Consider the following 23045-nt stretch of genomic DNA (forward strand, 5'->3'; position numbering starts at 1 on the left):
CTAGGCCCGCTCTCCCCTGAGCGCCCTGACGATGGTGGCGGACGGCGTGGCGCCACGCGTCGACAGCCATGCCAGGTCGTTGCGCGTCGAGTACCACGACAGCTTGCGCGCGTCGAGCAGGCTGAGGCTGTCGGGATCGGCCAGTACCGCGGTGAGCGCGATCCGCCGCCACGCCTCTGCCGCGTCGATCGCGAGGACCTGCGCCAGCTGGCTGCGCGCGGCGCGGACGGCGGCGGCCAGTCGCCGCATGCGGCCCTCGCCCGCGGTGTGGGGCTCGATCGCGGCCAGCAGGTTGACCGTGTCGATCTCCGCGCCCGCCGCCGTGGTCTGGCGGAGCATCTCCACGTCGGTGGGCGACAGGCCCGAGGGGCTGAGAAGGACACTGAAGGTGACCGCGAGGTCCTTGTCCCGCCGCAGGTCGGCCAGCGCGCGGGCCCTGCGCCGTACGGCGGACAGGTCGCCGCCGTCGCGGATCTCGAACTCCACGAAGGAGACGCCGAAGGCGCCGATCACCCTGCGGTAGGCGGAGGTGAGCGCGCGCTGGTCGGCACAGGCGGCGGCCAGCTCCCTGCCCACGGGGCCGCCGAAGGCGAGGCCCGCGTGGCCACCGGCCGTCCGCAGTTCCGGGACGCGGTTGGCGACGGGGTTGCGGCCGGGGTCGAGCGTGCCGCCCCACTTGGGCGCGCAGCCGCTGGGGCCCGCCATCACCCGGCCGAGGGAGAACCACCGCACGCCGGTACGGCGGGCCGCTCCGGGCAGGTCGAACCCCGGGTTCACCGCCGTGTCGACGAAGGCCACGTAGCCGGAGGGGCTCGTCTCGGCGGGCCCGGACGGGGGAGGGGGCGAAGGGGAGGCGGCGGCCCGGCCGGGCGGCCTCGCGGCGGCCAGGGAAGCCGACCATTCGGGCGTGACCTGGGCCGGCAGGAACCAGACCGCCACGCCTGTCACCCCCGCCAGGCCGAGCCCTGCCAGCACCACGAGGGTGCGCGGCGGGGTGCCTGGCTCTCTGTGACGCGCCATGCTCACCTACCGTGTCAGGTTGATGACCGATGGTGAACGCTAGCAGGGCTCGGGGAGGGGTGGCCGGATAATGGCGGTATGAAGCTAAGGATCTTCACCGAGCCCCAGCAGGGCGCGACCTACGACGATCTGCTGGCGGTGGCGAAGGCCACCGAGCGGCTCGGATTCGACGCGTTCTTCCGCTCCGACCACTACCTGCGCATCGGCTCCGGCGACCCGGGGCCCGGCTCGACCGACGCGTGGATCTCCCTGGCGGGACTGGTCAGGGAGACCTCGACGATCAGGCTGGGCACCCTGGTCACGCCCGCGACCTTCCGCCTGCCTGGACCGCTGGCCATCAGCGTCGCCCAGGTGGACCAGATGAGCGGCGGACGCGTCGAGCTGGGCTTCGGCACCGGCTGGTTCGAAGGCGAGCACCTCGCGTACGGCATCCCCTTCCCGCCCCTCGGCGAGCGGTTCGCCCTGTGGGAGGAGCAGTTGGAGATCATCACAGGGCTGTGGACCGCCGACAAGGGCTACTCCTTCGAGGGCGCCCACTACCGCGTGGTCGACTCGCCCGCGCTGCCCAAGCCCGCCCAGCGTCCCCGCCCGCCGATCATCATCGGCGGGGTCGGCGCCAAGCGCACGCCGCGCGTGGCCGCCAGGTTCGCCGACGAGTACAACGTGCCCTTCCACTCGGTCGAGGAGACGGGCGCGGCGTTCGACAGGGTGCGGCGGCTCGCCGAACGCCCGATGATCTACTCCGTCGCCCAGACCGTCTGCGTCGGCGCCGACGAGGCCGAGGTGGAGCGGAGGGCGGCCGCCATCGGCCACACCGCCGCCCAGATGCGCGAGGGAGGTCTGGCCGGCACGCCCTCCGAGGTGCTCGACAAGATCGGCCGCTTCGCCGAGCTGGGCGCCGAGCGCATCTACCTGCAGATCATGGACCTGTCCGACCTGGAGCATCTCGAGCTGATCGCGGCGGAGATATCGGCGCACACCTGACGCCTCTTCCCGGACGGCACCCAGGTTGACGTCGGCCAGGGTGCCGTTCGAGCCCCCACGTGCATGTCGGCTGAATTATGAGATGGCGGCCGAAATCGGGCTACGGCACACTTGACGGGTGCTACTGACGATCTCGACCACCGCCACGCCGGCCACCGACCTGGGCTTTCTCCTCCACAAGCATCCCGACAGGGTGCAGCGGTTCGCCCAGTCCTTCGGAACGGCCACGGTGTTCTACCCAGAGGCGGGCGAGGACCGGTGCACCGCTGCGCTCCTGCTCGACGTCGACCCCGTCGCGCTGGTGCGCACCAGGGGCCGCACGTCGCCCGACTTCAGCCTGTCGCAGTACGTCAACGACCGCCCCTACGCCGCCTCCTCGCTGATGGCGGTGGCGATCGGCGACGTCTTCCGCACCGCGCGCAGCGGGCGCTGCAACGCCAGGCCCGAGCTGGCGGCGGGGACGCTCCCGCTGGAGATCACGCTGCCCGCGCTGCCGTGCAGGGGCGGTCCCGACCTGGCTCGCAGGCTGTTCGAGCCGCTCGGCTGGGAGACGGAGGCGAGGGCCGTACCGCTGGACGAGGCTTTTCCCGAGTGGGGTGACTCGCGGTACGTGCGGCTGCGGCTGCGCGGGCGGCTGCGGCTGGCCGACGCGCTCAACCACCTGTACGTGCTGCTGCCCGTCCTCGACGACGGCAAGCACTACTGGATCGCCCCCGACGAGGTGGACAAGCTGATCCGCGCGGGGGAGGGCTGGCTGGCTCAGCACCCCGAGCTGACGCTGATCACCCGCCGCTACCTCGGCCGGCGCAGAGCCCTGGAGCGTACGGCCTTCGCCAGGCTCGCCGAGCTCGGCGACGAGACCGAGGAGGCGCTCGAGCCGCGCATCGAGGAGGACAAGGGCGGCCCGCTGGAGGAGAAGGCAGTCCCGCTGAACACGCGCCGCCGCGAGGAGGTCGTGAAGACGCTGGAGGAGCTGGGCGCCTCCTCAGTCATCGACCTGGGCTGCGGCTCCGGCCAGCTGGTCGGCGCGCTGCTGGCCGAGCCGAGGTTCGCCAGGGTCGCCGGCGTGGACGTCTCGACGCTGGCGCTCGGCATCGCCGCCCGCAAGCTCAAGCTGGAGCGGATGCCGGACGCCAAACGGGCCAGGCTCACCCTCTTCCAGGGCGCGCTCACCTACACCGACCCGCGCTTCGCCGGATACGACGCCGCCGTGCTCATGGAGGTCGTCGAGCACGTCGACCCGCCAAGGCTGGCGGCGCTGGAGCGGGTGGTGTTCGGCCACGCGGCCCCGCAGCACGTGATCGTGACCACGCCCAACTCCGAGTACAACGTCAACTACGAGTTCCTGACCGGGATGCGCCACCCCGACCACCGCTTCGAGTGGACCCGCGCCGAGTTCGCCGCGTGGGCCGGCCGGGTCGCGCGGGAGTACCGCTACACCGTCACCTTCAAGCCGGTCGGCGACGAGGACCCCGACAAGGGTTCGCCGACGCAGATGGGAGTCTTCACCCGTGAGCACTGAGATCCGCATCCCCGAGCTGTCCCTCGTGGTGCTCGTCGGCGTCTCGGGCAGCGGGAAGTCGACGTTCGCCGCCAGGCACTTCAAGCCGACCCAGGTCATCTCCTCCGACTTCTGCCGTGGCCTGGTCTCCGACGACGAGAACGACCAGTCGGCCACGCAGGCCGCCTTCGAGCTGCTCGACCACATCGTCGCGACCAGGCTCTCGCGCGGCCTGCTGACCGTCGTCGACGCCACCAGCGTGCAGTACGGCCCGCGCCAGACCCTCATCGCGCTGGCCAAGAAGCACGACGTGCTGTGCGACGCGATCGTCCTGGACGTGCCCGAGGAGGTGGCGATCGAGCGCAACGCCGCCCGGCCCGACCGCGACTTCGGCGCCGGCGTGGTGATCAGGCAGCGCAAGGACCTGCGCCGCTCCCTCGGCAGGATCAACAGGGACGGCTTCCGCAAGGTCCACGTGCTGCGCGGCGTGGAGGAGATCGACACCGCCACCGTCGCCTACGAAAGGGCGTGGACCGACAAGAAGGACCTCACGGGCCCGTTCGACATCATCGGCGACGTCCACGGCTGCCGCGCCGAGCTGGAGTCGCTGCTCGCCGAGCTGGGCTGGGAGCTGACCCGCGTCGACGGCAAGGCGGTCACCGCCACGCATCCCGAGGGCCGCACCGCCGTGTTCGTCGGCGACCTCGTCGACCGCGGCCCCGACTCGCCCGGTGTGGTCCGCCTGGTCATGGGCATGATCGCAGCGGGAACCGCCGTCTGCGTGCGGGGCAACCACGAGGAGAAGCTGGTCAAGGCGCTCAAGGGCCGCAAGGTGCGCGTCGCCCACGGCCTGGAGCAGTCGCTCGAGCAGTTCGCCGCCGAGACGGAGGAGTTCACCCGCGAGGCGACCGCGTTCCTCGACGGGCTCATCAGCCACTACCAGCTCGACGAGGGCCGCCTGGTCGTCGCGCACGCCGGGCTGAAGGAGTCCTACCACGGCCGTGCCTCCGGCAGGGTCCGCTCCTTCGCGCTGTACGGCGACACCACGGGCGAGACCGACGAGTACGGACTGCCCGTCCGCTACCCGTGGGCGCAGGAGTACCGGGGCCGTGCCATGGTCGTCTACGGCCACACCCCGACGACCAAACCGGAGTGGATCAACAACACGATCTGCCTCGACACCGGCTGCGTGTTCGGCGGCAGGCTGACCGGGCTGCGGTACCCGTCGCGGGAGATCGTCTCGGTGCCCGCGGAGAAGGTCTGGTACGAGCCGGTCAAGCCGCTCACCGCTCCCGGCTACCGCGACCCGGTCAGCCTCGACATCGGCGACGTGCAGGGCACCCGGTACGTCGAGACGCGCTTCGGCGCCAGGGTCAAGGTCATGGAGGAGAACGCGGCCGCCGCCCTGGAGGTCATGAGCCGCTTCGCCGTCGACCCGCGCTGGCTGGTCTACCTGCCGCCGACCATGGCCCCGCCGGAGACCTCCCGGCTGGACGGCTACCTGGAGCACCCGCACGAGGCGTTCGAGGAGTTCGCCGCCCACGGGGTGCGCGAGGTCGTGTGCGAGGAGAAGCACATGGGGTCGCGGGCGGTCGCCGTCCTGGCCAGGACGGCTGAGGTCGCGGCCGAGCGTTTCGGCGTCACCGACGGCTCCGCGGGCGCCGTCTACACCCGCACGGGCCGGCCGTTCTTCGGCGACCTCGCCCCGCTGGTCGACCGGCTGCGGCAGGCGTGCGAGCCGTTGTGGGCCGCGCTCGGCTCCGACTGGGTGGCGCTGGACTGTGAGCTGCTGCCGTGGTCGGCCAAGGCGGGCGAGCTGATCCGCACGCAGTACGCCTCCGTGGGCGCGGCGGCGCGCGCCGCGGTGCCCGTGGCGGTGGAGGTGCTCGAAGCGGCGGCCGGGCGCGGGCTGGATGTGGGCGAGTTGCTGTCCCGCACCCGGCGTCGCGAGGACAACGCTGCCCGTTTTCGCGACGCCTATGCGCGCTACTGCTGGCCGGTCGACGGACTCGATGGTGTACGGCTCGCGCCGTTCCAGATCCTGGCTGTGGAAGGCCGGAACACCGCGCTCGAACCGCACGCGTGGCACCTGGAGCGCCTCGCCCTGCTCGACGACCCGATCATCACCCCCACCAGGCATCTGTTCGTCGACCTCGCCTCGGCCGAGTCGCGGCGGAGCGCGGTGGAGTGGTGGGAGGCGCTGACCGCGGAGGGCGGCGAGGGCATGGTCGTCAAGCCGGCCTCCGCCCACCCCGAGGGCCGGGTGCAGCCGGGTGTGAAGGTGCGCGGGCGCGAATACCTGCGCATCATCTACGGGCCCGACTACACCGAGTCGCTCGACACGCTGCGCCGCCGCTTCCTCGGCAAGAAGCGGTCGATGGCGCTGCGCGAGCACGCGCTCGGCCTGGAGGCGCTGGCCCGTCTGGCCGACGGCGATCCGCTGTGGCGCGTGCACGAGCCCGTCTTCGCCGTGCTGGCGATGGAGTCGGAGCCGGTCGACCCTCGCCTGTGATCGCCAAAGTTTCGCCGCGCCAAGCCGTGCTCGAAGGACATTTGGGTAGGGCTCGGACATGGCGAGCTCCCAGGGAATGCGACAGGAGAACATCGGTCACGTCGTGTTCATCACGGCGGCGGCCGCCATCGGTGGCTTCCTGTTCGGCTACGACAGCTCGGTGATCAACGGCGCGGTCACCGGCATCAGGAAGTACTTCCAGGTGGGCCCGGTCCAGACGGGCTTCGTCGTGGCCATCGCGCTGCTGGGCTCGGCGATCGGGGCATGGCTGGCCGGAGGCGTGGCCGACCGGTGGGGCCGCATCAGGGCGATGCAGCTGGCCGCGATGCTGTTCGCGGTCAGCTCGATCGGCCAGATGCTGCCCTTCGCCCTCTGGGACCTGGCCTTCTGGCGGGTGCTGGCGGGCGTGGCGATCGGCATGGCCTCGGTGATCGGCCCCGCCTACATCGCCGAGGTCGCCCCGCCCGCCTACCGTGGCAGGCTCGGCTCGTTCCAGCAGCTGGCCATCGTGCTCGGCATCGCCGTGTCGCAGCTGGTCAACTACGTCATTGCGCGCATCGCCGGCGGCAACGTCAACAACCACCTGTGGGGGCTGCAGGCCTGGCAGTGGATGCTCGGCGCGTGCGTCGTGCCCGCCCTGCTCTACCTGCTGTTCGCCTCGGTGATCCCCGAATCGCCGCGCTTCCTCGTCGCTGTCGGCAAGACCGCGCAGGCCAGGAAGGTGCTGGCCGAGGTCGAGGGCGAGCACGCCGACCTGGACGCCAGGGTGGCCGAGATCCACGACGTGCTGAAGACGGAGAAGCGCTCGACGATGCGCGAGCTGCGCGGTCCCGCGCTCGGCCTGCTGCCGATCGTGTGGATCGGCATCGGGCTGTCGGTCTTCCAGCAGTTCGTCGGCATCAACGTGATCTTCTACTACTCCTCCGAGCTGTGGCAGTCGGTCGGCATCAACCAGAGCGAGTCGCTGCTGTGGAGCTTCTCCACCTCGGTGATCAACATCATCGGCACGTTCATCGCCATCGCACTGGTCGACAAGATCGGCCGCAAGCCACTGCTGCTGATCGGCTCGACCGGGATGACGGTCTCGCTGGCCACGGCCGCGTGGGCCTTCAGCGCCGCAAGGACGGCGGGCGGGAAGGTCTCACTGCCCGACCTCCAGGGCGCCGTCGCGCTGATCGCGGCCCACACGTACGTGCTGTTCTTCGCCCTGTCGTGGGGCGTCGTGGTGTGGGTCCTGCTGGGCGAGATGTTCCCCAACCGCATCCGCGCCCTCGCCCTGTCGGTCGCGGCGTCCGCCCAGTGGCTGGCCAACTGGGCGATCACGGTGTCGTTCCCCAGCCTGTCGGCGTGGAACCTGCCGCTCACCTATGTGATGTACACGATCTTCGCCGCGCTGTCGTTCGTCTTCGTCGCCAGATGGGTCAAGGAGACGAAGGGCCGGAAACTGGAGGAGATGGGGTAGTACCTGTCCTCGCCGCGAGCGTCGGTCACCCTCCCTCGTCGAATAAAATTCGGAGAAGGAGCGGGAACGCTGACGGAACGCGCAGGACGTTCGCCTCGTCGGCGCGGGGCGAAGGGATCATCACGTGGACGCCGTCGATCAGGCGATCCTCCGTCGGCTGCAGCGCGACGGCAGGCAGACCAACCGCGAGCTGGCCGAGGCCGTGGGGGTGGCGCCGTCCACCGCGCTGGAGCGCACCCGCGCGCTGCGCGCCAGGGGCGTGATCACCGGCTTCCACGCCGCGGTGGATCCCGAGGCCCTCGGGCGCGGCGTGCAGGCCCTGATCTCGATCAGGATCAGGCCGCAGTCGCGCGAGGCCATCGAGTCGACGCGCGACACCATGGCCGCGCTGCCCGAGACGCTCGGAGTGTTCGTCGTGACCGGCAACGAGGACATCCTCGTGCACGTCGCCGTCCCGAGCACCCAGTATCTGCGGGACTTCGTCCTCGACCGCCTGGCGCGCCGCAAGGAGTTCGTGGACGTGCGCACGACCGTGGTCTTCGACTACGTGCAGCCGGTGGAACAGACCGAACTTCCTGTGGCCGAGCCGCGCGGACGCCGAACTCCGTACGCCTGACCCGCTTCCACCCAGCCGACCGTCGAAGGTCTGGCGGCCCTGACCGCATGGGCCGAAGGATCTTCGGCTTATGGGTAGCGCTTCCGCACGAACGCCTAGCGTCCGAGGTGTGAACCAACGAAACAACGCTTCTGGAAGCCTGCTGGTGCTCGGCGCCGGACTCCTGTGGGGAACGGTCGGTCCCGCCCAGGTCCTGGCCGACTCGGCCGCGAGCCCGGTGGCTCTCGGCTGCGCCCGGATCCTGTTCGGCGGCCTGCTCCTGCTGGCCTTTGTCCTGCTCACCGACCGCGCCGCCTTCCGGACCATCACCAGGACGGCCTGGCCGCCGCTGCTGTCGGCCGCCGCGGCCACCGGCGTCTTCCAGGCGGCGTTCCTGACCTCGGTCTCCAGGACCGGGGCCGCCGTGGCCACCGCGCTGGCGTTCGGCTTCGCGCCCGTCTTCACCGGGCTGTGCCAGCGGCTCGTCCTGCGCACCCCGCTCACCAGGACCTGGCTGGCCGGCACGGCCGCCGCGGTCGTCGGCGTCACGCTCATGTCGGCGCCGCCGGGCTCCGTGCGGGTCGATCCGCTCGGCCTGGTCCTGGGCGTCGTGGCCGGCGGCTGCTTCGGCGTCTACACCGTGTCGGCCAAGCGGCTCGTCGACGACGGAGTGGCGATGCCCGCGGCCGTGTCGCTGACCCTGCTGCTGGGCTCGGCGGTCACGCTTCCCTGGCTCGTCGTCGGGCTGGCCCCGCTCGCCGACGCTCGCTCGCTTTGGCTGGTGGCCTGGCTCGCCGGAGCCACCACGGCCCTGGCGTACATGTTCTTCGTCACCGGCCTGCGCAGAGTCAGCGCGGCGACCGCCGCCACGCTCAGCCTCGCCGAGCCGCTGGTGGCCGGCGTGCTGGGCGTCCTCGTGCTGGGCGAGCGCATGTCCGTGCCGGTCGCGGCGGGCGCGCTGATCCTGCTGGGCGGCCTTGCCGTCGTCAGCCTCCCCGCCCGTCGCGACCGGCGACCCGTTGCAATAGTGTGTGACACACACTATTGTGAGTCGCATGCTAAGCGATGAGCTTCTCTCCGTGCACCTGCAGGAGCTCCGGCGGGGAACCGTCGTGCTCGCGTGCCTGCTCATCCTGAGGCAGCCGAACTACGGGTACGCGCTGCTCGACCTGCTCGACCAGCGAGGCTTCGCCGTCGACGCCAACACCCTCTACCCGCTCCTGCGCCGGCTCGAGAAGCAGGGGCTCCTGACCAGCGACTGGAACACCGAGGAGTCCAGGCCGCGCAAGTTCTACCGCACAAGCGACGACGGCGTCGCACTCGCCGACACCCTGAGCCGCGACTGGGACGAGCTCCACACGGCATTCCGCACCCTGAAGGGCGAGTCATGACCACCGCGAGCACCCTCACCGACCGCTACGTCGAGGCGGCCCTGCACCGCCTGCCCGAAAGGCAGCGCCCCGACATCGAGAAGGAGCTTCGCGCCTCGATCGCGGACGCCGTCGACGACCGCCTCGACGCCGGAAGCGACCCCGCCGAAGCGGAACTCGCGGTGCTCACCGAACTCGGCGACCCCGCGCGGCTGGCCGCCGGCTACGCGGATCGTCCGCTCCAGCTCATCGGCCCAGCGCTCTACCTCGACTACACGCGACTGCTGACGGCGCTGTTGGCGACGGTCGTGCCCGCCGTCGCCGCGGCCGTCGGACTCGTACGGACCCTCCAGGGCGGTACCGCCCTCCCCGTGATCGGCGACACGGTCGGCGCGGCGTTCACGGCCGCCGTCCACCTCGCCTTCTGGACGACGCTCGTCTTCGCGATCATCGAACGCACCTCCGCCCCGCGCCGGACGCCGATCCGGCCCTGGACCCCCGCCGCGCTCCCCGAGCCGCCCAGCCGCCGCGCCCGGTACGGGGAGCTGGTCACCGAGACCGTGCTGTTCGTCCTCATCACGACCTTCGTGCTGCTCTCGCCGGTGGTGAGCACCGAGACGGACGCGCACGGCGAGCCCATCGGCGTGCTCTCGCCCTGGCTGTGGGAGACCGGCGTCGTGTACCTCTTCCTCGCCCTCGTGGTCGCGACCCTCGCTTTCTCCTTCGTGAGGTACTACGCACGCTGGAGCGTTCCCGTCGCCGTCACCGGGTCGATCGCCGACCTCGCCGCCGCGATCATGTTGATCTGGCTCGCCGCGACCCACCGGGTGCTCAACCCGGCCTTCGTCCAGGCGGCCGGGTGGCCGTCGAGCGTCCCGCAGTGGATCGACACGGGGCTCGTCGTGCTCTCCGTGGGCACGCTCATCCACATCGTCACCCAGGGGATCAGCCGGGCGCTTCGCCGCTGACCGGTCGCCGACCCACTCTCCACCTCGACCACGCCGTGCGTACCTCGCCGGCGCGATGCCCCCTGCCCGGAGATCGTCCAGATCCGCCACCGACATGAGGAGCACCCGTGAAAGCGATCGTCCACCAGGAGTACGGCCCGGCCGAGGTCCTGCGGTACACCGAGGTCGGCAAACCTTCCATCGGCGACGACCAGGTGCTCGTGCGGGTCCGCGCGGCCTCGATCAACCACGGCGACCGGGTCGCCATGACCGGCACACCCCGCATCGCGCGCCTCGCCTTCGGGCTCCGACGGCCGAGGCAGACCATTTTGGGTCGCGACATCGCAGGGACGGTGGAGCTGGCCGGGGCGAACGTGACCGGCCTCCAGGTCGGCGACGAGGTGTTCGGCGAGATGAGCCAGCGGGGTTTCGCCGAGTACGTGGCGGCGCCGGAACCGCACCTGGCCCCGATACCCGCGGGGGTGACGTTCGAGCAGGCGGCCACCCTGCCGGTGGCGGCGGCGACCGCGCTGCAGGCGCTGCGGCTCGGCCAGGTCGAACCCGGCCGGACGGTGCTCGTCAACGGGGCCTCAGGCGGCGTCGGCACCTTCGCCGTGCAGCTCGCGAGGACGCTCGGCGCGGAGGTGACCGGCGTCTGCAGCACACGGAACGCGGAGCTGGTGCGCTCGATCGGCGCCCACCATGTGATCGACTACGCCCGCGAGGACGTCACCCGTGGTGCGGGCCGCTTCGACGCCATCGTCGACCTCGCGGGCAACCATCGGCTCTCCGCCTTCCGCGGGATCCTCGCGCCGAAGGGGGTCTACGTCTCCTCCAGCGGCGTCGGCGGCGCCGTGCTCGGCCCGTTGCCGCGACTGTTCGCCATCGCGGTGACCTCGCCGTTCGTGAGCCAGAGGCTCCGTGGACTGACGGCGAAGCGGAGCGTCGATGATCTGACGTTCCTCGCCGGGCTCGTAGCGACGGGGAAGCTCACCCCGGTGATCCAGCGCACGTACCCCCTGAGCGAGACCGCGGACGCCATCCGCTTCATCGAGGCGGAGCACGCGCGCGGCAAGGTCGTGCTCACGGTGTGAACCGGGGCGACTCACGCTCCCGCTCGGGATCGACGCATGGCCGGTCTGAGCCATTGGCGGGGCTTTGGCTTTCGGGCCGGAGTCGCCGGTGATTTCCCTTGTCGTGCGAATCGAGCAATCGCGGAACCCGAGTCGCAGCGTCCATTACGGGGCTCGGAAACGGGCCGTCACATTGCGGATGAATATTCCATCGGACTTTCATCGCGGTGTATGGGTGGGTAATTAAGGGACGCGCACGGAAACACGAAGGAATCGCGGGGGAGTGTGGCAGGCCGGGTGCCCGACGCGTCGCTTCGTGAAGGTGGTCCCGGCGGGAATCTCAAACTCCGGGACCACCGACACGACATCGCATCGGGTCGACGCCGGCTCACTGCCGGCAGCCGGCCTTTGCTCGCCGTACCAGGCGAGCCGCCGCACTCCGCCCGCGATTACTCATCAGCTCAGAGGCGTATTCCGTAAGGCGACAGGTTTCTCCCCATGCTTCGGGCAGAGCGCGGGCCGGCAGTGCCGGCCCGCGCGTGATGCACCCTCAGTGCTTAGCTTTCCGTACCGTCGTGGTGGTGACGGGGGTCCTCGTTCTCGTTGTCGTTGTCGTTGTCGTTGTTGTTGGTGTTGTTGTTGTGGACGTTGACGTGGATCCTGTTGTGCACACGGCCGCCGTGACGCCCGCGGTTGCAGCAGCGACGGCCGAAGCCGCCCCAGCCGCCCCAGCCGCGGCCGCAGCCGCAGCCGCGACGGCCGAAGCCGAAGCCGCCGCAGCCCCCGCCCCAGTTGGTCTGGAAGGACACGGCAGTGGTGCTGGCGGCGGCCGCGGTGGTCGTCGCGCCGGCGGCGACGATTCCGCCGGAAGCGGCGGTGGCGAGTGCGAGACCTGCGATGACGCGCTTGAAGCTGGTCATTGGGTTTTCCTCCTGAAAGGACTGACTGCCCGTGAATGACGAATTCAGGGTGGTTGAAATGTTCTAAATGGTCACGAGCGACCATCCCTGCGATGTCATGATTTCCGGGCAGCATGCCAGACAAACGGGTCATCGCCCCATTTTGCTATACATTAAGATGCCTATTGCTCTAATTAAACATCTATCGATCCTTATAGGCCGATTTGCTCCGTTATAACGGGACTGGCGGCCGTGAAAAGTGGCATTTCGCACAAAAAGTACTAATAGGGATATATTCAGACATATCACCCCGGGATGGACTGTCCGCGCCGCCTGCCGGCGCCCCCATGATCGAGCCGCCGGGTATCCCACGCCTGTCCCGGAGCGGACGCCGAGACCCCGCCCCTCCCGAGGAATCCGACCGCCCGCACCGCAGTGCCGGTTCCGCGCCCACGCCGACGCGCCCGCCTCCTCGACGGCCCCGTGGTCCAGGAGGCGGGCGCGATAGCGGAGCGTCTCAGCAGGGACCCTCGCCGTCCTCACCCGCGGGGACCTCCGGTGTGGAGTCGACGATCATGGTCGACATCAGCGCAGTGCTCATCATCAGCGTTTCCTCGACGCTGCCGTCGATCTGCTTGAAGTCCTGGAAGGACCGCCAGCCGAGGAACTTGAAGGTCTCCGGCTCGAAGACGAGCTCCGCCCGTTCCTTGCCCTCGAGTCCGGTCCACGTGATCTCGGTTCCGATCCCGTGACGCCCCGGGGGGTCGGCGAGATCGTAGTTGACCGTCACGGACGGCGTGGTCGACAGCGCGCGGAAGACCGTGGCCCGGGTCTCGGGGGTGGCGAAGGGGATCTGGGCCAGCGAGAGGAGGTTGTAGACGACCTCGCCCTCGACCATGAGCGGAAACCGCTCGGCGGTCAGCGGTTCAAGGCCGTCGGTGAACGCGCGGACCCTTTTCTCGGCGTCCTGGCGGACCTTGGCCATGAGCGCGGCGGGGTCGGTGGGATACGCGGCGGCGTCCCGGTAGAGCGGGACGGTGCGGCACTGGTCGCCGCGGAAGTACTTCACCGTCCCCGCGGGGATCATCTACTTGAACGGCTTGCCGTGCAGCGGGACGTCCTTCTCGAAGATGGAGCGGGTCAGCGCCTCACCGGCGGGCCCTGCGGGAACCCAGAACTCGCGGCGGATGTCCTGCTTCCCGTCGAACCGGCCGGAAGGCCCCCAGGCGACGTAGTACTGGACGTCCTTGCGGTCCTGGTAGATGAACTGGTCGGGGCGGGGGCTGGGGTCCTTCAAGGACGCGGCGGCGGCGTACTGCAGCAGTTCGGCGGCGTTCGCGGGGCGGACCGAGAGCGGCGACGAGCCATCGCCCACCCCCACCACGACCACGCTCACCGCCGACACGAGCGTCACGACGACGCCCGCCCTGAACGCCAGGCGACGCAGGCCGCGACCCGGTGGGCGGGCCGGCCCGGCGAAGGGCGCCGCGTCGACCTCGGCCGCCAGCCGGTTCCACGCCCGCGCCGACGCCTTCACTGAGGGCCCGGTGAGGCTGTCGTGGTAGTCCTTGATCATTTCGAGGTCGTTCTTCACAGTTCCTCCTCAAAGGGTCCGATGACCTTGCGCAGCTTCTTGCGGGCGCGGCTGAGCCGGGAGCCGACCGTGCCTCTGGGGATGCGCAGGGCGTCGGCGACCTCCTCATAGCTCAGTTGCGCGCAGGCGACCAGCAGCAGGACGTCCCTGTCGCCCGCCGAGAGCTTGGCCAGTCCCGCGGCCGGCTTCGGCTGCGTGATCGCGGCGGTGACGCGGCCCGCCACCTGGTCGTCGTGACCGGCGTGGTCGGCCGGCTCGACGCTCCTGGCCATCGCCCTGAAACGGCGGGCCTCGCCGCGGGCGTGATCGGCGATCAGATTGGACGCGATGCCGTACAGCCAGCCGCGCGCGCTGGCCCTGGTGATGTCGAACTGCCTCCTGGCGCGAAAGGCGCGTAAGAAGGTCTCGGCGGCGATGTCGTCGGCGACCGACTCGCCCAGGCGCAGGTGGGCGTAGCGGTGGATGGCGTCGAAATAGCGGTCGAAGACGCCGCCGAAGCGTTCCGGCCGCTCCAGGGACCCGTGGATCAGGTCGGCGTCCGTCTCCTGGAGCACCGGCGGAGGATCTTGCGGGGGGCTGACACGCATAGTGGCCCTTCGGCAAAAGTAGGTGGACATGATTGGTACGGCGCAGCGCCGATGCGTATTCACGCCGAACCGGCGGCGCCGCCTCGGCCTCCGCGACCCCGCCGGCGGGCCGCCTGGCCCGCTCGCCTCGCCTCGGGTTGGAGTTCTTCCAGGACGGCACGCCGAGCGCCATGTCCTTGACCGAGGCCGACCGGCCCGTCACAACCGTCGCCCTCAGGTGCGCGCCGTTCGAGCTGCGCTTCCCCACGCTCGGCAAGGACCGCGCCATCACCACGATCTTCAACGACGGCAATGGGACGCCCATGGCCGAGCAGAGGCAGGACCTCTACCTGGCCGTCTTCGTGGACTTGGACGGGGACGGGGTGTTCAGGACCGCGGGCAGGGGCGAGTACGAGTACCTCGTCCTCGACTTCCCGTCCTGACCCCGAAGCGGATCTTGGCAGGATATGCAATGTTCGTGTCATTGACGCCATCGCGCCGGCGTGACCAGCATGAAAGACATGCAACGACGCGTCGTCATCGTGATCTACGAGGGGTTCCAGCTGCTCGACATGGCGGGCCCCGCCGACGTGTTCGCTCTGGCGGGCCTACTGGCCGGTGACGGCGGCTACCGGCTCGAGGTGACCGCCGTCCGGGCGGGCGGCGTGGCGGCGCACAACGGCATCGCGACCTTCGTGGACACGCCGCTGGGGAGCATCGCCGGGCCGATCGACACGCTGGTGGTCGTCGGCGGCCTGACCACCATGGACTTCCTGCCGGACGGGGAGCTGGTCGGCGGCGTCGGACGGCTGGCGGGTCTGTCCCGGCGGGTCACGTCCGTGTGCAGCGGGGCCCTGCTCCTGGCCGAGGCGGGACTCCTGGACGGCAGGCGCGCGACCACCCACTGGCTGGCCGCCGACACGTTGCGCGCCCGGTACCCGCGGGTCGAGGTGGACGCCGATCCCATCTACGTCAAGGACGGCGACGTGTGGACCTCGGCGGGCGTGACCGCCGGCATCGACCTGGCGCTCGCGCTCGTCGCCGAGGATCACGGGCACCGGCTCGCCAAGGACGTGGCCTGCGGGCTGGTGGTCTACCTGCACAGGCCGGGCGGGCAGAGCCAGTTCAGCATGCCGATGAGCGCGCTGCCGCCACGCAGCGAGCCGCTGCGCGACCTTCAGGCGTTCATCGACGCCAACCCGGCCGACGATCTGAGCGTGCTCGCCCTCGCCAGACACGCGGGGATGAGCGAGCGGCACTTCTCCCGCGTCTTCACCGAGCAGTCCGGCATGTCGCCGGGCCGGTACGTCGAGCGCAGCAGGGCCGACGCCGCCAGGCGGCTGCTGGAGGTCACCGACCACCCGCTCGAGCGCGTGGCCAGGGAGGCGGGGCTGGGCACGCCGGAGACCCTCTATCGCGTCTTCCGCCGCCACTGGCGGATCTCACCGGGCGCCTACCGTCGCCGTTTCCAGACAAAGGAGAGCTGACCATGCATGTCGCCATCCCGCTCTATCCGCGTTTCACCGCGCTCGACGCCGTCGGGCCGTACACCGTGATGGCCTTCGCCCCCGGCTGCACCGTCACGTTCGTCGCCGCCGAACCCGGACCCGTCACCGACGACCACGGCACGCTCACCCTGCAGGCGACGGCGGCCTACGGCGACCTGCCGGACCCCGACGTGGTCATCGTGCCCGGCGGCGTCGGGACCTTCGACGCGCTCGCAGACCAGGCCCTCGTCGACTGGATCGCCGCTGCGCACGCGCACACCCAGTGGACGACGTCGGTGTGCAGCGGATCGCTCCTGCTGGGCGCCGCGGGCCTGCTCCAGGGCAAGAAGGCCACCACGCACTGGGGCATCCTCGACTTCCTGGCCCAGTACGGCGCCGAGCCGGTGAGCGAGCGGGTGGTGACGGAGGGCAAGATCGTGACGGCGGCGGGGGTGTCGGCGGGCATCGACATGGCGCTCACCCTGCTGGCCCAGGCGAGCGACGTGGAGACGGCACAGGCGGTGCAGCTGGTCATCGAGTACGACCCGCAGCCGCCGTTCAACGCCGGTTCTCCGAAGACCGCGCCCGAGGGTATCGCCGAGCGGGCGATGAGCCTGCTCGTCTAGTCGTCGCGTTTCTCGACGGCCGGTCGGAGCTCGCCGGGGTCGTCCCCGGACGCCTACGAGGTGCGTTCGATGGCGATCTCGTAGGAGTAGCGGTCGCCGCGGTAGAGGGACTTGGCCACCTCCACCGCGCGGCCGCGCTGGTCGTAGGCCGTGCGCTCGACCAGCAGCGCGGGCGACAGGGCCATGGTCTGCAGCAGCTCCGCCTCCTCGGGATCCAGGACGGTGGCGCGGATGATCTGGTCGGCGCGCACGAGCCGGATCCTGAAGCGGGTCTCCAGCAGGGAGTACAGCGAGCCCTCCAGGGGGAGGTCGAGGAGGCCGGGCGCGAGGGCCAGGGGGACGTGGGAGGTCTCCAGGCAGATGGGGGCGTCGTCGGCCGTGCGGACCCGGCGGACGCGGAAGACGGGGTCGGCCGGGCTGATGGCCAGGGCGTAGCCGATGCGGGCGCCCGCGGGGGTCTCGACGGCGTCGAGGAGGCGGGATCCGGGGGACAGGCCCCGGCTGCGCATGTCCTCGCTGAAGGACGTGAACTCGATCGTCTTGGTGATGGGGCGCTGGCTGGCGAAGGTGCCTGCGCCCTGGACCCGGTAGACCAGGCGGTCGCTCTCGAGGCGGTCGAGCGCGCGGCGGACCGTCAGCCTGCTGACGCCGAACTCGTCGGCCAGCTCGCGCTCCGTGGGGAGCTTGTCGCCGGGGCGTAGCCGCTCGCCGACCAGCGCGTAGAGGTGCTCCTTGAGCTGATCGGTCTTGGTGAGCCTTTGGTCCGCACCAATTGTCGACATGTCCCGGATCGTAGCAGACGTATTGACGTCTCTTTCATGATTGGGCTATACCAATACCAACTTGGAGGTAGCCATGATCCGACCAATGCTCCGCACCGTCAGCGTCCTTGCGGGGTTAGCGCTGGTGTCCGCCTGTGGCGGCGGGACCGCCGACCCAGAAAAGGGCGGCCCAATCACCATCACCTTCTCCTACCTGTGGGGCGGCCAGGAGGCCCAGGCGCTGGAGAAGATCATCGCGGAGTTCAACGCGAGCCAGCGGAAGATCGTGGTCAAGGGCGTGTCCAGCCCCGACTTCCAGAAACAGCTGGCCTCGATGTCGAGCGCGAAGGGCTCCTTCGACATCTCCGACAACTTCGGCAACGGCGTCGGTTCGTGGGCGTCCAAGGGCATCCTCGAGCCGCTCGACACCTACATGGCCAAGGACGGCTTCGACAGCGCGGACATCGTCCCCGCCGCGCTGAAGCAGATGGTCTACGAGGGCAAGACCTACTCCCTGCCGATCGCCGTCCACTCCTTCCAGCTGCTCTACAACAAGAAGCTGTTCGCCGAGGCGGGTGTCGGGCAGCCGCCCAAGACCACCGAGGAGTGGGCGCAGGCCATCGCCAAGCTCACCAAGAAGGACGCCGCGGGCAACCTCACCCAGCTCGGCCTGGGCAATCCCGAGACCGGCACCACGTTCACCACGATGGGCTACATGTTCGGCGGCGACTGGTTCGACGCCGCGGGCAAGCCCACTCCGTCCAACCCCGGCAACGTGGCCGCGCTGCGCTTCTACACCGACAACGTGACCGCCAGGTACGGCGCCGACAAGGTGCTGAAGTTCACCTCGGGCTTCGGCGAGTACGCCTCGCCGCAGAACCCCTTCTACACCGGCAAGGTCGCGATGGTGATCGACGGTGAGTGGCAGCCGCGCTTCATCAAGGACAGCGCGCCCGACCTCGACTGGGGCGTCGCGCCGCTGCCGTACCCCTCGGGACAGCCGAACCTGGCGGGCACGACCCAGCTCACGGCCAGCACGCTGTTCATCCCGCGCAACTCCGCGCACAAGCAGGAGGCGTGGGAGTTCATGAAGTTCCTCATGGGGAAGAAGGCGATGCTCGACTTCTCCTACGCGTTGGGCAACCTGCCGGCGCGGCTGTCGCTGCTCGACGACCCCAAGTACGCCGACATCCCGCAGTTCAAGGCGTGGGCCGACGCGCTGAAGGCGCCGAACGTCAAGGTGCAGGCCAGCATGCCCTGGGGCCAGCAGTACTCCACCGACCTCAACGCCGCCTTCGACCAGGTGCTGCGCGGCGCCGCCGCGCCTGACAAGGCGCTGGCCGACGTCGCGGGTAAGACCGGCTCCTATGCCAAGTGACAAGCGCCGCCGGCTCCTGCTGGGGCTGGCGTTCGCCTCGCCGTGGCTGCTCGGGTTCGCGCTGCTGATCGGAGGCCCGATCCTCGCCTCGGCCGTCTACAGCCTGACCGACTTCAACCTCTTCCAGGAGCCGAACTTCGTCGGCCTGGCCAACTACCGCGAGATGCTCGGCGACGAGCGGTTCTGGAAGAGCCTGGCCAACACGGCGTGGCTGACCGCGATCGGCGTCCCGCTCAGCCTGGTGCTCTCGCTGGGCTGCGCGATGCTGCTCAACCTGCCGGTGCGCGGCCAGCCGTTGTTCCGCGCGGTCGTCTACCTCCCGACGATCCTGCCGATCGTGGTCACCACCTACGTCTGGCGCTGGCTGATGAACGCCCAGTACGGCTACGTCAACGAGGTGGCCGGCTGGATCGGCCTGGAAGGCCCCGCCTGGCTGGAGGACCCGTCGTGGACCAAGCCGGCGATCCTGCTCATGGGCGCGTGGGGCATCGGCAGCAGCTCGGTCGTCTACCTGGCCGCGCTGCGCGACGTGCCGCGCGAGTACTACGAGGCGGCCAAGGTCGACGGGGCGGGCGCGTGGTCCAGGTTCCGCAGGATCACCCTGCCCATGATCACCCCGGTCACGCTCTTCCAGCTGGTCACCGGCGTGATCGCCTACCTGCAGATCTTCACCCAGCCGTTCCTGCTGGCCCAGACCAGGCTCAATCCCACGGGCGGCGGGCCCGACGACTCGATGCTGAGCTACTCCATGTACCTGTTCCAGAACGCCTTCGTCTACCTCAAGATGGGCTACGCCTCGGCCATGGCCTGGGTGCTGTTCGTCGGCACGCTGGCGATCACCGCGGTGATCGTCCTGTCCGCCCGCCGGTGGGTGCACTATGGCCTCCGCTGAAGCCCTGGCGCGCTCGCGCCGGACGGTGCCGGTACGGCGGCGCCGCGGCGTGACGTGGGCCCGCGGCTACACGGGACTGGCCGTGATGACCGCCGCCTTCCTGCTGCCCTTCGCCATCATGGTGGCCACCTCGTTCAAGAGCCCGCAGGAGGTCTTCCAGTTCCCGCCCAGGCTGCTGCCCGAACGGTACGTGCTCGACAACTACGGCGAGGCCACGAGCGTCATGCCGTTCTGGCGCTACCTCGGCAACACCCTGACCCTGTGCGCGGTGACCGTGCTCGGCTCGGTGCTGTCGTGCCCGCTGGTCGCCTACTCGCTGGCCAAGCTGCAATGGCGGGGCAGGGGAGTGGTCTTCTTCCTGGTGGTGGCCACCATGATGCTGCCGCCGCAGGTCACGCTCATCCCCGTCTACCTGGTGTGGAACAAGCTCGGCCTGGCAGGCACCTACCTGCCGCTGGTACTGCCCAGCTTCCTCGGCACGCCGTTCTTCATCTTCCTGCTGCGGCAGTTCCTGGTGAACCTGCCCGACGAGCTGCTGGAGGCGGCCAGGATCGACGGCGCCTCCGAGTGGGGCATCTACTGGCGCCTCGTGCTGCCGCTGACCAGGCCCGCGCTCATCACCGTGGCGGTGTTCCAGTTCGTGTGGACCTGGACGGACTTCCTGTCGCCGCTCATCTACCTCAACGACACCAGCCAGTTCACCCTCTCCGTCGGCCTGTACAACTTCTTCTCCGAGCACGGCGTGGCCTGGGGGCCGCTCATGGCGGCCTGCGTGATGTTCGCCGCCCCCGCCCTGGTGATCTTCGTGCTCGGGCAGCGCTATTTCGTCGACGGCATCGCGACCAGCGGCCTCAAATGAAACGGAACTCTCGTGACGTATAAGAAGATCACCGGCACGTTCATCGACGAGATCACCGTCGACATCCCCTCCCAGAACTGGGGCCCCGAGGAGTGGGCGCGGGAGTTCGACACCTTCGTCGAGCTCGGCATGGACACCGTGGTGCTGATCAGGGCGGGCTGTGGCGAGCGGCTGGCCTGCCCGTCCAAGGCGGTCTCCGACCGGGTGGCGACGCTGCCGGTCTACGTGGACCTGGTGCGGCTCTTCCTCGACCTTTGCGAGGCGCGTGGCCTGGGCTTCCACTTCGGCCTCTACGACTCCAACCACTTCTGGTACCGCCACGACTGGCGGACCGAGGTGGAGATCAACAAGGGCTTCATCGCGGAGATGTGGGAGCGCTACGGCGACTCGCCCGCCTTCAAGGGCTGGTACCTGCCGCACGAGACCACCGACTCCAGCCTGCGCATCCTCGACATCAACACCGCGCTGGCCGAGGAGGTCAAGAACCTCACGGGGCTGCCCGTGCTGATCTCGCCGTACTACATGGGCCGCCAGGACATCGCGGGCAGCCTGCGCCCGCGCACGCCGGAGGAGCACCTGCGCGTGTGGGAGGAGATCTTCGCCCGCTACGAGGGGCTGGTCGACGCCTGCGCCTTCCAGGACGCCACCACCGACCTGCTCAGGCTGGAGGAGTACACCAAGGCCACGGTCGAGGCGGCGCGCGGGCGGGGCATCGCGATGTGGTCCAACGCAGAGACCTTCGACCGCGACATGCCGATCCGCTTCCCGCCGACCGACTGGCGCAAGCTCGCCCACCGGCTCGACACCGTCCAGCCGTACGTCGAGAAGATCATCACCTTCGAGTCGCCGCACTTCATGAGCCCCAACTCGATGTGGCCGTCGGCCAGGGCGCTCTACCGCCGCTACCAGGAGCTGATCGCGGACCGGACCCGATGACCGGCTCCCTCACGGCGATCCGCGGGGGTCTGGTGGTCTCCTGCCAGGCGCCTGACGGGCATCCGCTCCGCCGTACGTCGGTGATCGCGCTGCTGGCCGAGTGCGCCGAGCGCGGCGGCGCGGTCGGCCTGCGCGTCAACCATCCCGACGACGTGCGGGCGGTCAAGGACGTGGTCAGGCTGCCGGTGATCGGGCTGACCAAGGTGGCAAGGCCGGACGGGCGGGCGCTGATCACCCCGGAGTACGAGCTGGCCGAGCAGCTCGTCGCGGCGGGGGCCGACATGGTCGCCATCGAGGCCACCGAGGAGGTGGCGGCGCTGTACGGGGACCCGTGCGGGCTCGTCAAGCGGATCCGTGACGGGCTCGGCGTCCAGGTCATGGCCGACGTCTCGACCCTGCAGGAGGGGCTGCGGGCCTGGGACGCGGGGGCGGACGTGGTGTCCAGCACGCTGTCCGGATACACGCCCGCCTCCCCGGGCGCGGGCGACGAACCCGACCTGGGACTGGTGGGCAGGCTGGCGGCCAAGGGCGTCAGGACCGTCGCCGAGGGACGGCTCGCCACGACCGGGCACGTGACGACCGCCTTCGCGGCGGGCGCGTGGGCCGTGGTCGTCGGCGGGGCCGTGACCGACCCGCTGGCGATCACCCGGCGGCTGGCCGCGGCGACCCCGCGCGGGACGCCGCGATGAAGGCCGTGCTGGGGATCGACATCGGCGGCACCAAGATCGCGGCAGGGCTCGTGACCGCAGAGGGCGCCGTCCTGCACAGCCGCACGGCGCGCACGCCCGCGCGCGAGGGCGCCGCCGCCGTCCTCGCCCAGGCCTTACGGCTGGCCAGGGCGGTCTGCGCCGACGGGGTCGAGATCATGGCCTGCGGGGTGGGCAGCGCGGGCACCATCGACGCGCGGGGAGTCGTCACCCACGCCACCGGCGCCCTGCCCGGCTGGACCGGCACCGATCTGCGCTCGGCCTTCTCCTCGGCGCTCCGCCTGCCGGTCCAGGTGCTGAACGACGTGCACGCCTGGGCGCTCGGCGAGGCCCGCTTCGGCGCGGCAGCGGGGGCCGCGGACGCCCTGGTGGTCACGGTCGGCACCGGCATCGGCGGCGCGATCGTCCGCGAAGGCCGGGTCGTGCGCGGCGCGACGGGCTCGGCCGGCTCCATCGGCCACATCCCCGCCCCTTCCTCCGTCTCCGCCCCCGCCGCACGCTCCCGTCGCTGCCCGTGCGGGCGGATCGGGCACCTGGAGGCCTACGCCTCGGGGCCCGGCATCCTGGCCACCTTCAGGGAGCGCGGCGGCACGGCCGACGACCTGGCCACGATGGAGGGCGCCCTGGCCGACGAGGTGATCGACGAGGCCGCCACGCTGCTCGGCCGCGCCCTGGCCGGCGCGATCACCGTTCTCGACCCCGAGATCGTCGTCATCGGCGGCGGCGTCGCGCTGCTGGGCGACCGACTGATGCTCCCGCTGGCGCGAGCCGTCGGGCAAGAGGCCCTGCCCGGCCCGGACAGGGTCACCATCCGCCCCGCCGCGCTCGCACCGGCGGGCGGGATCGTAGGCGCCGCGACAGCGGCGATGTAAGGGA

Annotated in this window: 24 protein-coding genes; 18 read left to right on the forward strand and 6 right to left on the reverse strand. The window is 70.4% G+C overall.

Annotated elements, in window-relative coordinates:
• Positions 1–1020, reverse strand: a complete 1020-nt coding sequence (locus AB0B45_RS06160) for a hypothetical protein (protein WP_358126083.1) — start codon at positions 1018–1020, stop codon at positions 1–3.
• Between the two features lie 78 nt (positions 1021–1098).
• On the opposite strand from AB0B45_RS06160, the gene AB0B45_RS06165 reads away from it, so the two are divergent.
• From AB0B45_RS06165 to AB0B45_RS06205, 9 genes are all read left to right on the forward strand, one after another.
• Positions 1099–2004 carry an LLM class F420-dependent oxidoreductase gene (locus AB0B45_RS06165; RefSeq protein ID WP_358126086.1) on the forward strand — a complete coding sequence of 302 codons (906 nt, stop codon included), beginning with the start codon at positions 1099–1101 and terminating at the stop codon, positions 2002–2004.
• Positions 2005–2122: 118 nt separating this feature from the next.
• Positions 2123–3526, forward strand: coding sequence for a 3' terminal RNA ribose 2'-O-methyltransferase Hen1 (locus AB0B45_RS06170; RefSeq protein WP_358126089.1), 1404 nt, complete (start codon positions 2123–2125; stop codon positions 3524–3526).
• A complete protein-coding gene (locus AB0B45_RS06175) occupies positions 3516–6017 on the forward strand; it encodes a polynucleotide kinase-phosphatase (protein WP_358126092.1) in 2502 nt (833 codons plus the stop codon). The genes AB0B45_RS06170 and AB0B45_RS06175 overlap by 11 nt, the downstream gene beginning before the upstream one ends.
• A 58-nt stretch (positions 6018–6075) precedes the next feature.
• On the forward strand, positions 6076–7479 hold the full coding sequence (locus tag AB0B45_RS06180; RefSeq protein WP_358126095.1) for a sugar porter family MFS transporter: 1404 nt from the start codon (positions 6076–6078) through the stop codon (positions 7477–7479).
• Between the two features lie 124 nt (positions 7480–7603).
• The gene (locus AB0B45_RS06185) at positions 7604–8095 is read left to right on the forward strand and encodes an Lrp/AsnC family transcriptional regulator (protein WP_358126097.1); all 492 of its coding nucleotides are present in this window, start codon (positions 7604–7606) and stop codon (positions 8093–8095) included.
• A 109-nt stretch (positions 8096–8204) separates the two neighbouring features.
• The gene (locus AB0B45_RS06190; RefSeq protein WP_358126100.1) at positions 8205–9143 is read left to right on the forward strand and encodes an EamA family transporter; all 939 of its coding nucleotides are present in this window, start codon (positions 8205–8207) and stop codon (positions 9141–9143) included.
• Complete coding sequence (locus tag AB0B45_RS06195; protein ID WP_358126103.1) at positions 9130–9465, forward strand: PadR family transcriptional regulator; 336 nt, start codon at positions 9130–9132, stop codon at positions 9463–9465. Before AB0B45_RS06190 ends, AB0B45_RS06195 begins: the two co-directional genes overlap by 14 nt.
• Positions 9462–10412, forward strand: a complete 951-nt coding sequence (locus tag AB0B45_RS06200; RefSeq protein WP_358126106.1) for a permease prefix domain 1-containing protein — start codon at positions 9462–9464, stop codon at positions 10410–10412. The genes AB0B45_RS06195 and AB0B45_RS06200 overlap by 4 nt, the downstream gene beginning before the upstream one ends.
• A 107-nt stretch (positions 10413–10519) precedes the next feature.
• The gene (locus AB0B45_RS06205; protein ID WP_358126109.1) at positions 10520–11485 is read left to right on the forward strand and encodes an NAD(P)-dependent alcohol dehydrogenase; all 966 of its coding nucleotides are present in this window, start codon (positions 10520–10522) and stop codon (positions 11483–11485) included.
• 536 nt (positions 11486–12021) lie between these two features.
• Here AB0B45_RS06205 and AB0B45_RS06210 read toward each other — a convergent pair.
• The 4 genes from AB0B45_RS06210 to AB0B45_RS06225 form a co-directional block, all read right to left on the reverse strand.
• Positions 12022–12384 carry a hypothetical protein gene (locus tag AB0B45_RS06210; RefSeq protein WP_358126111.1) on the reverse strand — a complete coding sequence of 121 codons (363 nt, stop codon included), beginning with the start codon at positions 12382–12384 and terminating at the stop codon, positions 12022–12024.
• 496 nt (positions 12385–12880) lie between these two features.
• Positions 12881–13450, reverse strand: a complete 570-nt coding sequence (locus AB0B45_RS06215) for a hypothetical protein (protein ID WP_358126113.1) — start codon at positions 13448–13450, stop codon at positions 12881–12883.
• Positions 13451–13957: a hypothetical protein gene (locus tag AB0B45_RS06220; protein ID WP_358126116.1), complete on the reverse strand. Its 507-nt coding sequence runs from the start codon at positions 13955–13957 to the stop codon at positions 13451–13453.
• The gene (locus AB0B45_RS06225) at positions 13954–14511 is read right to left on the reverse strand and encodes an RNA polymerase sigma factor (RefSeq protein ID WP_358126119.1); all 558 of its coding nucleotides are present in this window, start codon (positions 14509–14511) and stop codon (positions 13954–13956) included. The genes AB0B45_RS06220 and AB0B45_RS06225 overlap by 4 nt, the downstream gene beginning before the upstream one ends.
• A 65-nt stretch (positions 14512–14576) precedes the next feature.
• On the opposite strand from AB0B45_RS06225, the gene AB0B45_RS06230 reads away from it, so the two are divergent.
• From AB0B45_RS06230 to AB0B45_RS06240, 3 genes are all read left to right on the forward strand, one after another.
• Positions 14577–14966, forward strand: coding sequence for a hypothetical protein (locus AB0B45_RS06230; RefSeq protein ID WP_358126122.1), 390 nt, complete (start codon positions 14577–14579; stop codon positions 14964–14966).
• Positions 14967–15044: 78 nt separating this feature from the next.
• Entirely contained in the window at positions 15045–16010 is a 966-nt protein-coding gene (locus AB0B45_RS06235; protein ID WP_358126124.1) for a DJ-1/PfpI family protein, read from the forward strand.
• Between the two features lie 2 nt (positions 16011–16012).
• Complete coding sequence (locus AB0B45_RS06240) at positions 16013–16636, forward strand: DJ-1/PfpI family protein (RefSeq protein WP_358126127.1); 624 nt, start codon at positions 16013–16015, stop codon at positions 16634–16636.
• Positions 16637–16689: 53 nt separating this feature from the next.
• On the opposite strand, the gene AB0B45_RS06245 is transcribed toward AB0B45_RS06240, so the two are convergent.
• Entirely contained in the window at positions 16690–17418 is a 729-nt protein-coding gene (locus AB0B45_RS06245; RefSeq protein ID WP_358126130.1) for a GntR family transcriptional regulator, read from the reverse strand.
• An 85-nt stretch (positions 17419–17503) separates the two neighbouring features.
• On the opposite strand from AB0B45_RS06245, the gene AB0B45_RS06250 reads away from it, so the two are divergent.
• From AB0B45_RS06250 to AB0B45_RS06275, 6 genes are read left to right on the forward strand one after another with little or no spacing between them, the layout of a single operon-like run.
• Positions 17504–18775 (forward strand): ABC transporter substrate-binding protein, encoded by a 1272-nt coding sequence (locus tag AB0B45_RS06250; RefSeq protein WP_358126133.1) that lies wholly within the window; start codon positions 17504–17506, stop codon positions 18773–18775.
• A complete protein-coding gene (locus tag AB0B45_RS06255) occupies positions 18765–19667 on the forward strand; it encodes a sugar ABC transporter permease (protein ID WP_358126135.1) in 903 nt (300 codons plus the stop codon). The genes AB0B45_RS06250 and AB0B45_RS06255 overlap by 11 nt, the downstream gene beginning before the upstream one ends.
• A complete protein-coding gene (locus AB0B45_RS06260; protein ID WP_358126138.1) occupies positions 19654–20526 on the forward strand; it encodes a carbohydrate ABC transporter permease in 873 nt (290 codons plus the stop codon). The genes AB0B45_RS06255 and AB0B45_RS06260 overlap by 14 nt, the downstream gene beginning before the upstream one ends.
• 12 nt (positions 20527–20538) lie before the next feature.
• A complete protein-coding gene (locus AB0B45_RS06265; RefSeq protein WP_358126141.1) occupies positions 20539–21462 on the forward strand; it encodes a DUF4434 domain-containing protein in 924 nt (307 codons plus the stop codon).
• The gene (locus tag AB0B45_RS06270; protein ID WP_358126144.1) at positions 21459–22151 is read left to right on the forward strand and encodes a putative N-acetylmannosamine-6-phosphate 2-epimerase; all 693 of its coding nucleotides are present in this window, start codon (positions 21459–21461) and stop codon (positions 22149–22151) included. The genes AB0B45_RS06265 and AB0B45_RS06270 overlap by 4 nt, the downstream gene beginning before the upstream one ends.
• Entirely contained in the window at positions 22148–23041 is an 894-nt protein-coding gene (locus tag AB0B45_RS06275; RefSeq protein WP_358126147.1) for an ROK family protein, read from the forward strand. Before AB0B45_RS06270 ends, AB0B45_RS06275 begins: the two co-directional genes overlap by 4 nt.
• The last annotated feature ends 4 nt before the right edge of the window (positions 23042–23045 follow it).

Origin of the sequence: Nonomuraea sp. NPDC049152 (genome assembly GCF_040648355.1) — a bacterium.
Taxonomy (GTDB): Bacteria; Actinomycetota; Actinomycetes; order Streptosporangiales; family Streptosporangiaceae; genus Nonomuraea.

Excerpts from the sequence above, each read along its gene's own strand:
- AB0B45_RS06270 (WP_358126144.1), top strand. The coding sequence starts at position 21,459 with ATGACCGGCTCCCTCACGGCGATCCGCGGGGGTCTGGTGGTCTCCTGC.
- AB0B45_RS06260 (WP_358126138.1), top strand. The coding sequence starts at position 19,654 with ATGGCCTCCGCTGAAGCCCTGGCGCGCTCGCGCCGGACGGTGCCGGTA.
- AB0B45_RS06165 (WP_358126086.1), top strand. The coding sequence starts at position 1,099 with ATGAAGCTAAGGATCTTCACCGAGCCCCAGCAGGGCGCGACCTACGAC.
- AB0B45_RS06255 (WP_358126135.1), top strand. The coding sequence starts at position 18,765 with ATGCCAAGTGACAAGCGCCGCCGGCTCCTGCTGGGGCTGGCGTTCGCC.
- AB0B45_RS06250 (WP_358126133.1), top strand. The coding sequence starts at position 17,504 with ATGCTCCGCACCGTCAGCGTCCTTGCGGGGTTAGCGCTGGTGTCCGCC.
- AB0B45_RS06240 (WP_358126127.1), top strand. The coding sequence starts at position 16,013 with ATGCATGTCGCCATCCCGCTCTATCCGCGTTTCACCGCGCTCGACGCC.
- AB0B45_RS06200 (WP_358126106.1), top strand. The coding sequence starts at position 9,462 with ATGACCACCGCGAGCACCCTCACCGACCGCTACGTCGAGGCGGCCCTG.
- AB0B45_RS06215 (WP_358126113.1), bottom strand. The coding sequence starts at position 13,450 with ATGATCCCCGCGGGGACGGTGAAGTACTTCCGCGGCGACCAGTGCCGC.
- AB0B45_RS06210 (WP_358126111.1), bottom strand. The coding sequence starts at position 12,384 with ATGACCAGCTTCAAGCGCGTCATCGCAGGTCTCGCACTCGCCACCGCC.
- AB0B45_RS06245 (WP_358126130.1), bottom strand. The coding sequence starts at position 17,418 with ATGTCGACAATTGGTGCGGACCAAAGGCTCACCAAGACCGATCAGCTC.
- AB0B45_RS06160 (WP_358126083.1), bottom strand. The coding sequence starts at position 1,020 with ATGGCGCGTCACAGAGAGCCAGGCACCCCGCCGCGCACCCTCGTGGTG.
- AB0B45_RS06235 (WP_358126124.1), top strand. The coding sequence starts at position 15,045 with ATGCAACGACGCGTCGTCATCGTGATCTACGAGGGGTTCCAGCTGCTC.
- AB0B45_RS06195 (WP_358126103.1), top strand. The coding sequence starts at position 9,130 with ATGCTAAGCGATGAGCTTCTCTCCGTGCACCTGCAGGAGCTCCGGCGG.
- AB0B45_RS06275 (WP_358126147.1), top strand. The coding sequence starts at position 22,148 with ATGAAGGCCGTGCTGGGGATCGACATCGGCGGCACCAAGATCGCGGCA.
- AB0B45_RS06180 (WP_358126095.1), top strand. The coding sequence starts at position 6,076 with ATGGCGAGCTCCCAGGGAATGCGACAGGAGAACATCGGTCACGTCGTG.